The organism is Cellulomonas biazotea (genome assembly GCF_004306155.1).
GTDB classification, from domain to species: Bacteria; Actinomycetota; Actinomycetes; order Actinomycetales; family Cellulomonadaceae; genus Cellulomonas; species Cellulomonas biazotea.
On the sequence record NZ_BIMR01000243.1, the window covers coordinates 1 to 7,666 of the forward strand.

General features: G+C 74.8%; 7 protein-coding genes. 5 read left to right on the forward strand and 2 right to left on the reverse strand.

The window, feature by feature from the left end; translation table 11 throughout:
• Positions 1–769 precede the first annotated feature (769 nt).
• Positions 770–1,816, reverse strand: coding sequence for a hemolysin family protein (locus tag CBZ_RS15175; protein WP_130782351.1), 1,047 nt, complete (start codon positions 1,814–1,816; stop codon positions 770–772).
• Positions 1,813–3,138 carry a hemolysin family protein gene (locus tag CBZ_RS15180; protein WP_130782352.1) on the reverse strand — a complete coding sequence of 442 codons (1,326 nt, stop codon included), beginning with the start codon at positions 3,136–3,138 and terminating at the stop codon, positions 1,813–1,815. Before CBZ_RS15180 ends, CBZ_RS15175 begins: the two co-directional genes overlap by 4 nt.
• A 287-nt stretch (positions 3,139–3,425) precedes the next feature.
• Here CBZ_RS15180 and CBZ_RS15185 point away from each other — a divergent pair, with 287 nt between their 5' ends.
• The 5 genes from CBZ_RS15185 to CBZ_RS15205 form a co-directional block, all read left to right on the forward strand.
• Complete coding sequence (locus CBZ_RS15185) at positions 3,426–4,202, forward strand: response regulator transcription factor (RefSeq protein ID WP_130782353.1); 777 nt, start codon at positions 3,426–3,428, stop codon at positions 4,200–4,202.
• Positions 4,199–5,287, forward strand: a complete 1,089-nt coding sequence (locus CBZ_RS15190; protein WP_130782354.1) for a HAMP domain-containing sensor histidine kinase — start codon at positions 4,199–4,201, stop codon at positions 5,285–5,287. The genes CBZ_RS15185 and CBZ_RS15190 overlap by 4 nt, the downstream gene beginning before the upstream one ends.
• Before the next feature lie 118 nt (positions 5,288–5,405).
• On the forward strand, positions 5,406–6,305 hold the full coding sequence (locus CBZ_RS15195; protein ID WP_246013447.1) for an ATP-binding cassette domain-containing protein: 900 nt from the start codon (positions 5,406–5,408) through the stop codon (positions 6,303–6,305).
• On the forward strand, positions 6,305–7,132 hold the full coding sequence (locus CBZ_RS15200) for an ABC transporter permease (RefSeq protein WP_130782356.1): 828 nt from the start codon (positions 6,305–6,307) through the stop codon (positions 7,130–7,132). The genes CBZ_RS15195 and CBZ_RS15200 overlap by 1 nt, the downstream gene beginning before the upstream one ends.
• 263 nt (positions 7,133–7,395) lie before the next feature.
• On the forward strand, positions 7,396–7,666 hold a 271-nt coding region (locus CBZ_RS15205), incomplete at its 3' end, for a 2-oxoglutarate dehydrogenase E1 subunit family protein (protein WP_246013449.1).

The window sequence follows — 7,666 nt, forward strand, 5'->3', positions numbered from 1 at the left end:
GCGTGGAGACGACCGGCGCGGGCGCAGCGGGTGCGGGCGCAGCCGGCGCAGGGGCGGCCGGTGCGGGAGCCGGTGCAGGGGTCGAGCGGACCGTGGGCGCCGGCATCGTCCCGTGCGCGGCGGGGGCGGGGCTGGCCGACTTCGCGCCCGGGGCGGGCAGCGTGGACCTGCTCGACGACACGGGGCGGGCAGCGGGTGCGGGCGAGCCCCACGAGCCGGGGGTCGAGGTCGCCCTGGCGACGGGGCCGGGCTGCGAGGTGCGGGCGCCCGGGGCGGGGAGCGACGAGCGCACGGCCGGGGAGGGAGCGGCAGGGCCGGTGGTGCGCGGCTGGCTCCACGTGGGGACGGTGGGTCCGCTGGTGACGCTCGTGCGCGACGCGGGGGCGATCGGGACGCCGGGGGGCGTGAGGACCGCGCTGGACGTCCCGGACGACTGGGCGGCCGCGCGACGCTCGGCCTCTCGCCGGCTGCGTCGGGTCGCCGGTGCCGCGGGGGTCGGCTCGGTTCGCTCGGGCCCCACGACACCTCCCACTCGCTCCGGCTGGACCAGCTCGGCGGACGTCCGCGGCCGGGGAGACCCCAAGGATCGAGGGGCTCCGGCGACCGCGGTCACGAAACCATAACGGGTCACGGTCACGCTTCCAAGCCCCCTGGACGGGCGTCCAGCGCGGGCGCACGCCGACACGCGGGACGGATCGGACACGTCCGGCCCGCGCGTGACCTGCACCACAGGCCCGCCGCCGGGCGTGCACGCCGCCCGGCGGCGGGGTCAGGACGTCTGACCCCGCTGCATCGCGTCCCTGACCTCTCCGACGAGCTCCTCGAGGATGTCCTCGAGGAAGACGACGCCGACGGCGGTCCCGTCCGCGTCGTCGACCCGCGCCAGGTGCACGCCGGAGCGCTGCATCGCGGCGAGCGCGTCCTCGACCTCGTCACCGGGCGCGACGACCGCGAGCGCACGCACCCGCCACGTCGGCACGGGCAGGTGCCGGGCGTCCGCGTCGGCGTAGAGGACGTCCTTGAGGTGCAGGTAGCCGGCGGGGCGCCCGGAGGGGTCGAGCACGGGGAACCGGCTGTACCCGGTGCGGGCGACGAGCCGCTCGACCTCGTCGGGCGTCCCCCCGGGACCGACGGTGACGAGCGCCTCGACCGGCACCATGACCTCGCCGGCGGTGCGGTCGGAGAACTCCAATGCGCCCGTGAGCAGGCCCTGCTCGTCCTCCAGCAGCCCCTCGGCCTGCGACCGCTCGACGATCGAGTGGACCTCCTGCGCGGTGAACGCGGACGACACCTCGTCCTTCGGCTCGACGCCGACGGCCCGCAGGGTGTGGTTCGCGAGCCAGTTGAGAGCCGTGATGACGGGCCGCACCATGCGCGCGATCCACACGAGCGGCGGGCCGAACAGCAGCACCGCGCGCTCGGGCCCGGCGACGGCGAGGTTCTTCGGCACCATCTCGCCGAGCACGACGTGCAGGTACACGACGATCGCGAGCGCGAGGACGAACGCGATCGGGTGGGTGAGGTCCTCGCTCACTCCGAGCGCGGCCAGCGGGTCCTCGATGAGGTGCGCGATCGCGGGCTCGGCCACGACGCCGAGGCTGGTCGAGCACACGGTGATGCCGAGCTGCGCGCACGCGAGCATGAGCGACACGTGCTCCATGGCCCACAGCACCGTGCGGGCGCGACGGTCGCCCGCCTCGGCGAGCGGCTCGACCTGGCTGCGCCGCGCGGAGATGATCGCGAACTCGGCGCCGACGAAGAACGCGTTCCCGGCGAGCAGCAGGACGCCGAGCAGGAGGGCGAGGTTGCTGCTCACGCGTCCTCCCCCGGCTCGTCGGCGGGCAGCGCCTGTACGCGCACGCGCTCGACCCGCCGCCCGGCCATGCGCTCGACCGCGATCGTCACGCGGTCGACGACGACCTCGTCACCCTCGACGGGGATGCGGCCGAGCCGGTGCATGAGCAGACCGCCGAGCGTCTCGTAGGGGCCGTCGTCGGGCACGCGGAGCCCGGTCACCTCGGCGAGCTCGTCGGGCCGGAGGACTCCCGCGAGGACCCACGACCCGTCGGCGGCGCGCGCAGCCGACTGGCGGCGGCGGTCGTGCTCGTCGGCCACGTCGCCCACGAGCTCCTCGACGACGTCCTCGAGGGTCACGACGCCCGACGTGCCGCCGTACTCGTCGACGACGACGGCGATCTGGTCGCCCTGCTCGCGCAGCTCGACGAGCAGGGGGCCCAGGTGCACGGTCTCGGGGACCCGCAGCACGTCGGCCATGAGCGCCGCGGCGGGGACCTCGGCCCGGCGTTCGTAGGGCACGGCGACGGCCCGGCGCAGGTGCACGAGGCCGACGACGTCGTCCGAGGAGTCGCCGATGACGAGGAAGCGCGAGTGGCCGCTGGTGCGGGCCAGGGCGACGACGTCGGCCGCGGAGTCCTCGTCCCGGCGCACGACGACGAGGCGCTGCCGGTCGGTCATGACGTCGACGGCGGTGAGCTCGGTGAACTCGACGGAGTTGATGAGCAGCGTCGCGGTCGACTCGTCGAGCGTGCCGACCTGCGCCGAGCGGCGGACCAGCGCGGCGAGCTCCTGCGGCGACCGGCCCCCGGACAGCTCCTCGCGCGGCTCGACGCCGACCCGGCGCAGCAGCGCGTTGGCGCTGCCGTTGAACACGGAGATGAGCGGGCGCAGCGTCGTCGTGAAGCCGCGCTGGAGCGGCGCGACCGCGCGGGCGGTGCCGAGCGGCCGGCTGATCGCGAAGTTCTTCGGGATGAGCTCGCCGACGAGCATGGAGAACCCGTTGACGAGCAGGATCGCGAGCAGCCCGGCGACGACCCCGCCGACGGCGCGGCCCAGCGGCGACTGCTCCAGCGGACCGCCGAGCAGGCGTACGACGGCCGGCTGGGTCGTGTACCCGAGCAGGATCGTCGTGATGGTGATGCCGACCTGTGCCCCGGACAGCTCGGTCGACAGGCGGCGCAGCGCCTTGAGGACGGACTGCCCGCGGCGGTCGTCGGGCGCGGTCTGCTTCTCGACGACCCCGGTGTCGAGGGTGACGAGCGAGAACTCGGCGGCGACGAACACGGCGGTGCCGAGCGTGAGCACGACACCGAGCCCGACGAGGAGCCAGTCGGTCAGCATCGGTCACCGTCCGGCGAGGGTGCGAGGCTCGACGGGACGAACGGGCGGGCGAGGACAGGGAGGCCGGCATGGTCGACCCCGGGGACGGCCCGGGACGGACGCCGGCAGCTACTTGAGCCGCTCATGGTGGCGACATCCTACGGTCCGTCCGCGCGCGACGCCCGCGTGGTCCTGCGGTCGTCCTGCAGCCGTCCTGCAGCCGTCCTGCACCGCTCCGACACGTCTTCCTCGCGGCTTGCCCGCAGGTGTTCCGGGTCGTCGGGCAGGTGCTGTGCCACGCTGACCCCATGGTGAACAGCAGCGGCGCGCAGGTGCCCGCTCCGTCCGGCGGCGGCGCGACAACCGTCCTGGTGGTCGAGGACGAGCCGGCCATCGCCCAGGCCATCGCGCACCGCTTCTCCGCCGAGGGGTGGCGCGTGGAGGCCGCGGCCGACGGCCCGTCCGGCGTGAGCGCGGCGGCCCGCCTGCAGCCCGACGTGGTCGTGCTCGACGTCATGCTCCCGGGCATCGACGGCCTCGAGGTGTGCCGGCAGATCCAGGCGGAACGCCCGGTGCCGGTCCTCATGCTGACCGCGCGCGACGACGAGACGGACATGCTCGTCGGGCTGGGCGTCGGCGCGGACGACTACATGACGAAGCCGTTCTCGATGCGCGAGCTCGTCGCCCGGACGAAGGCGCTGCTGCGGCGCACGGAGCGCGCGGCCCGGGCCGCGGAGATCGCGGTCGCGGTCACGCCCGACCCGCCGCTGGCCATCGGTGACGTGACGATCGACCGCGCGCAGCGGCGCGTGCTGCGCGGCGACCGCGAGGTGCACCTGACGCCGACGGAGTTCGACCTGCTGGTGGCGCTCGCGGGGTCGTCGCGCACGGTGCTGACGCGCGAGCGGCTGCTCGCCGAGGTGTGGGACTGGGTCGACGCGAGCGGCACGCGCACCGTCGACTCGCACGTCAAGGCGCTGCGTCGCAAGCTCGGCGCCGACCTGATCCGGACCGTCCACGGCGTCGGCTACGCGTTCGAGCCCGCGGACGAGGCCGGCTCGGGCGCGGGGGCCGAGGGGTCGTGAACGCCCCGCGCCACGTGCGCGGCGAGGGTCGGACGCGGCTGCCCGACGTCCGTCCGCTGGACCGGTTCCGCTCGATCAAGATCAAGCTGGGCGTGCTCGTCGCGGCGTCGGTCACGCTCGCGTCGTTCGTCACGTGGATCGGGCTGTCGCAGTTCCACCTGGGGCCGAGCCGGACGCTGCCGATCGCGGTCGCCGTCTCGCTGGTCGTCACGCAGCTGCTGGCGCGCGGCATGACGTCGCCGCTGCGGGAGATGACGCACGCGGCGGGCCGGATGGCGGAGGGCGACTACAGCCAGCGGGTGCGCGCGACGAGCGCGGACGAGGTCGGCCAGCTCGCGGACGCGTTCAACACGATGTCGGACGACCTGGAGCTCGCGGACACGTTCCGCCGGGAGCTCGTCGCGAACGTCTCGCACGAGCTGCGCACCCCGGTGACGGCCTTGCAGGCGCAGCTCGAGAACATCGTGGACGGCGTGAGCGACCCGGACCCGGTGACGATGCAGGCCGCGCTCGCGCAGACCGAGCGGCTCGGGCGCCTCGTCACGTACCTGCTCGACCTGTCCCGGCTGGAGGCCGGCGCGGTGCCGCTCGAGATCGAGGAGGTGCGGCTCGACGACTTCCTGCAGGAGGCGGCGGACGGCGCGTCCCTGGTCGGCGCGACGAAGCGGCTGCGCTTCCCCGTGGTGGTCGACCCGCCGGACCTCACGGTCGCGGCCGACCCCGAGCGCCTGCACCAGGTCGTCGCGAACCTGCTGCACAACGCGGTGCGGCACTCGCCGCCCGACGACGAGGTGCGGCTCGAGGCGTCGCGGGTGGGGACGGACGTGCGGATCGACGTCGTGGACCACGGCCCGGGGATCGCGCCCGAGCAGCGGGCGCACGTGTTCGAGCGCTTCGTGCGCGGCAACTCGCCGGCGATCACGGGCCAGGGCTCGACCGGCGGGACGGGGCTGGGCCTGGCGATCGTCCGCTGGGCGGTGGACCTGCACGGCGGGCGGATCGAGGTCGCGGACGCGGGTCCCGGCTGCACGATGCGCGTGACGCTGCCGGGCCGCAGCACGCGTCGGCCCGTGCGGGCCCCCTGATCGGCATTGTTCTAGTCGGGATAGAACAGTAAGGTCCTGGCCATGGCCACGACCTCCTCTGCGCCGCCCCCCCGACCGCACGATCCGCGTCGAGCACCTGTCGAAGTCCTTCGGACCGGTGCGCGCCGTCGACGACCTCTCCTTCGAGGTGCACCCCGGACGCGTCACCGGGTTCCTCGGACCGAACGGCGCGGGCAAGACCACGACCCTGCGCATGCTCCTCGGCCTCGTCCGGCCGACGTCGGGCACCGCCACCATCGGCGGCCTCGCCTACCACCAGATCCCCCGGCCGCTGCGGACCGTCGGCGCCGCCCTGGAGGCCGCGAGCTTCCACCCCGGGCGCACCGCGCTCGACCACCTGCGCACGTACGCGCCCCAGGTCGGCGTGCCCGACGCCCGGGCCGCCGAGGTGCTCGAGGTCGTTGGGCTGTCCGGTGCGGCGGGACGCCGCGTCGGCGGGTTCTCCCTCGGCATGCGGCAGCGCCTCGGCCTCGCGACGACGCTGCTCGGCGACCCGCAGGTGCTGCTGCTCGACGAGCCCGCGAACGGGCTCGACCCCGAGGGCATCCGCTGGCTGCGCGAGTTCCTGCGCACCCTCGCGGCACAGGGGCGCACGGTCCTGGTGTCGAGCCACGTGCTGTCGGAGGTCGAGCAGACCGTCGACGACGTCGTCATCATCGCCCGCGGCCGCCTGGTGCACGCCTCGACGCTCGCCGAGCTCGCGCGCCGGGCACGCCCGCACGTGCGCGTCGCGTCGCCCGACACCGCCGGGCTCGCCGCCCTCGTCGAGCGCGCGGGCTGGACGCGCGCCGACGACGCGCGCGCCGACCGGGGCGTCGAGCTCGTGGACGTCGACGCCGCCGCCGTCGGTGCCGCCGCGTTCGCGGCAGGGCTGGAGCTGCACGAGCTGAGCACGCGCGACCCAGGGCTCGAGGGACTGTTCCTGGAGCTCGTCGGCGGACCCGCGGCCGGAGCGGCCGACACGGCCACCGGCACGACCCGAGGGGCGGCGGCCTGATGGGCGCGGCGCTGCGGACCGAGTTCCGCAAGGTCGTCACGACCCGCCTGTGGTGGGTCCTGCTGCTCGCGATGGTGCCCTACATGGCGTTCCTCGCGGCGCTCATGGCGTGGCTGCTCACGCAGGACGGCGCGATGGCGGGCGGCACGGGGATGGGGGGCCAGACGGGCGGCGAGGAGGTGACGCTCGCGGCCGACGCCGTCGTGCGCGGCGCGTACACGATCGCGGTGTCGTTCGGCTACGTCTTCCCGTTGCTCATCGGCGCGCTGAGCGTCGCCTCGGAGTTCCGCCACCAGACGATCACGCCGACGCTGCTCGCGGAGCCGCGGCGCTCGGTCGTCGTCGGGGCCAAGCTCGTCACCGGGACCGGGACGGGCCTCGTGTTCGGCGTCGTGGCCACGGCCGGCGCGGTCGCCGCCGCGGCGACGGTGCTCGTCGCGCTGGGCGAGCAGACGTTCCTGGACCAGGCCTCGACGTGGGGCACGCTCGCCCTGTCGGCTCTGGCGCTGGCCCTGTGGGCGTTCATCGGGGTCGGCCTGGGCGCGGTGCTGCCGCACCAGGTCGCGGTCGTGGTGGTGGTGCTCGCGTTCACGCAGTTCGTCGAGCCGCTCCTGCGACTCGGGTTGGCGTTCACGTCGTGGGGTGCCGGACTCGCGAAGTTCCTGCCCGGGGCGGCCGGCGAGGCGGTGTCGGGCGGCAGCTTCTACTCCGAGACCGGCGCGATGGACCTGCTCGACCCGTGGCAGGGCGTCCTGGTCATGCTGGCCTACGGCCTGGTGTTCGCCGCCGTCGGCCGCTACACGACCTTCCGTCGGGATATCACCTGACGGGAACCGCTCGTCTCGGAAGGTGGACGTCGCGGGCCGAGCCATGACCTCGCCCGGTCTCGCGACGACCCCACCTTGAGCCGGCGACCACGGGCGCGTTGCCTCGCGTTGACCCTGGTGTGCCGACCAAGTGAAGACCTCGACGGATCGCGCGGCGCCGGGGCTCCCCAGCCGGAGCGGGGGCCTCGCAGGCCGTAATGTTGTCGTCAACAGAACCGGCGACGACGCGGTCACGAACCGCAGCGGAAGTGGGCGATCCCAGCGTGACCCAGAAGGCGGAGCCAGACTCGACCCGTGCCGACTTCGGCGCCAACGAGTGGCTCGTGGACGAGCTGTACGAGCAGTACAAGCAGGACCGGAACGCGGTCGACCCCGCGTGGTGGGACTTCTTCGACGGGTACAAGCCCGACGAGGCCGCCGCGACCGCCCCGGCCGCCGCCGGGACCAACGGGACGCCCGCCCCGGCCGCCGCTGCTCCCGCCCCCGCACCGGCTCCCTCGGCCGGCCCCGCGACCCCGGCGCCCGCACCGGCCG